The sequence below is a fragment of the Pseudarthrobacter sp. NPDC080039 genome (assembly GCF_040702335.1).
In the GTDB taxonomy this organism is placed as follows: domain Bacteria; phylum Actinomycetota; class Actinomycetes; order Actinomycetales; family Micrococcaceae; genus Arthrobacter; species Arthrobacter enclensis_A.
The window spans coordinates 17,183-19,959 of record NZ_JBFBKY010000040.1 but is presented as its reverse complement, the minus strand read 5'-3'; the positions used below and the strand labels follow the sequence as shown (position 1 = coordinate 19,959).

General features: G+C 63.0%; 2 protein-coding genes and 1 pseudogene. All 3 read left to right on the top strand.

Features of this window, described 5'->3' with window-relative positions; all coding sequences use genetic code 11:
- Positions 1 to 249, top strand: a 249-nt coding sequence (locus AB0313_RS21045; protein WP_366308168.1) for a helix-turn-helix domain-containing protein, incomplete at its 5' end; no start/stop codon positions are given.
- A gap of 1,737 nt (positions 250 to 1,986) precedes the next feature.
- On the top strand, positions 1,987 to 2,487 hold the full coding sequence (locus AB0313_RS21040; protein ID WP_366308166.1) for a hypothetical protein: 501 nt from the start codon (positions 1,987 to 1,989) through the stop codon (positions 2,485 to 2,487).
- A gap of 88 nt (positions 2,488 to 2,575) precedes the next feature.
- A pseudogene (locus AB0313_RS21035) lies at positions 2,576 to 2,777 on the top strand (DUF320 domain-containing protein); the annotation flags it as partial.

The following is a 2,777-nucleotide window of genomic DNA, read 5'->3' as shown; positions in this document are numbered from 1 at the left end:
CTTGAGCTGACTCCGCCGGAGTTCGATCTTCTGCACACGCTCATGGAGAGCACGTGGGTGCACCGCAGCAACGCCGACCTGGCCCAAAAAATGCGCGCAGCCCATTATGAAACTGGTGAACCGATAAGCCGCAGGGAAGAGCGCGCTATTGACTTTCTGGTCATGAGCCTTCGGGAAAAGCTCGGCGACACCGGACGGCCTCCCCGGTGGCTAAAAGCCGAACCAGGAGGTTATTCACTCGTGGTTTAGTCTCCACCGATTTCCCTGGGAAACCGTGAATTAACTATTGGTCGTGAACCCCCATTTGTAAGCGGTCTGCTTAACTTTAGAGCCAGCATGAATGCCATTCCGCCCGGCAGGGGTAGCATCCGGTTACGGCGAAGAATCCCCTGAGCGCTGTTGGCCGAAGTGATCATGTCGGTACATGCGCGCGGCGGCTTTATTAGCCGTGGCGGCTTCTGGTGCGTGTCTCCCTCCTCGGGTGCTCTCCCGGCACCCACATACTGCACGGCTTCGCGGCCGGCTGTCCTATGACACGCCGCGGCTCCCGTGGCGGCAGCCGCGGCTGGAGAGAAGACTTCCGGCCGCCTCCAGTGGTCTTTATGCGGGACATGGCCGAAACCAGGCTGCTGGAGCCTGCCGTGGTGGCCAACCGCGAGAGAGCAGAGGCCTCTCCGTCTTGCTAGGAGGGCCCCGTCGCCTGAAAGAACGGGCTGGGCTGCATGCGGATATCTGAGGGGAGCAGGTGGTTGGGACAGGATGTACCCCTGGGATTCGTGTCGGGCTCGTCGACGACGGCCCTTGGATCAGTCGCCAGCTCGAGATCCGAAGCGCAATGACGCTCGACAACGTCCGTCTGGTCCTGCAGACGGACGTTGGCTGGGAGGACGCGCAGGTTCGAAACGAGTGAGCCCTTTGCGGGCCCTTCGCATTGAGGCATGGTTGGTCTGTTTGATCCGGTAGGGGCGGTGGCCGTTGGCGGCGAGTAGGCATCTGAGTCTGTAGTTGGTGAAGTCGCGGAAGCCGCGGGTGATTCTGCGGGTAGTTTCGATGACCGTTGATCGCTTCGGTGGGGCCCGTTTGGACGCGCCGTGGGTGTCGAAGTATGCCAGGATCGCCGCCTTCCATTGTGAGTGTCCGGCCCACTCGGGACTTCGTGGTCCGGGTCCCCGAGGGTGAGTTTCGCGTGGAGCCGGGCGGATTGTTTGTCGGTGTGGTGTTCGGCGCCGATCTGCAGGGTCCGGCGGATCCCCTAGAACGGTTCGCCCTTGCGGCCGCGGTGCCCAGGGTTTCCTTCTGCACGCGGCGGCGGACCTCATCTACTATGGCTGATCCCAGTTTCACGAGGGAGATGCCTGCGGCTCCGTTGAGGTCACTCGCCTCCGGGGCCGAGTGACCTCCAGCGCTGCCTTCCCCTGTGAAACCGGCGGCAGGACAAGGACGCCTGTTCACCATTTTCCCTAGACAGACGCCATCATCTGGTCTTACGCTGGCGATAAGTCGAATGCACCGCTACTGGGGGTGGTACGCATGAGTCAAGCTCGTTCACTTTGGTGTGCTGTCCGTGCGGTGCTTCTCGCGGGTGCAGCCGCTTTGGCTTGGTTGACGTTCTCTTCCACCGCCGCTACAGCGGATTCCCCGCATAACACTCCATCCTCTCCGAGCGGCATAACGTCCTCCGTATCGACACCGCGCCGCGATGTTGCTGCGGATCTTCCACTTCCCGGCAATAGATCTTCCCAGAGCGGCGTTCCGGGGCACGCGATCGGCGTAGTCGTGATACCGAAGGAGAAGCCGGCTGCATCCCTGCCCGTGGTGATGCAAGCGGTTCCCGTCGTTGCTGTTCCCGCTATTTCACCGGTCGCTGCGATTGAATATCACGCTGTCACCGGAATTGCCAGAGACGTCGTTACTCCGCTTTCGGATACCGTGCCAGCCCTTCAACCAGCGCTTGGGTCACTAACAGATCCGGCAATGCTCAAGCCGGTGACAGATCTGGTCGCGGGGGCGGTACCGGCGCCTTTCACCCTCCCCCGGGGTGTTGCCGGCGGCCCCGTCGTCCAGCCCCTAACCCCGGACGCCGCAGGCGAGGTTCCCGGCGCGCAGCTGTCCTTCTTTGCTGGTGCCAGCACGGTGGCGGAAATGGCTTCACCCAGCAATGGCGACACCGTCTCCAAGGCTTTTTTGAGCATCACGGTCATTGACCTTCGCGCTATCCCGCAACTTTTGTGGTGGCATGGCGAGGGTGCGGAGCCCATGGTTGGGGAGCCCAAGCCAGCAGCCCCCACGTTGGACCCACCGTTTGAAGGACTCGTCCTTCCCGGTTCGGGTGGAAGTAACGCGCAGTCGGCGGGCTCTTCCGGACCGGCGGCGTGGTTGGCCTCGCACGTCATCCACGTCCGCGTTGCCGGCTCGAGCCGCGCACTTGGATACTCCGAGCACGCGCCGTCACCGGTCTCCTTCGACCCTGGTTCCTCTCCTGGCTAGTTGAGTCCTGTCTGCCCTCCGGAGGCAGAACACGACACTTCGGGCAGCTGACCTGCGCCCCGATCCCAACTTCACAGGAGACACCATCATGATTACCAACCTTCGCAGGGGCCTTCTGGGCACCCTCTTCGCCGGCGGACTACTCGCCGCCGGCTGCGCAGCGGCAAACGCCGCAGACACCACCGCCGGGGCGACCCTGTCCGGATCCACCAGCATCACCGCGTCTTCCGCTAATACGGCGTCGTCGACACTGCCGGGCATTCCCCCGGCAACGGCCACCGCGGCTCTGA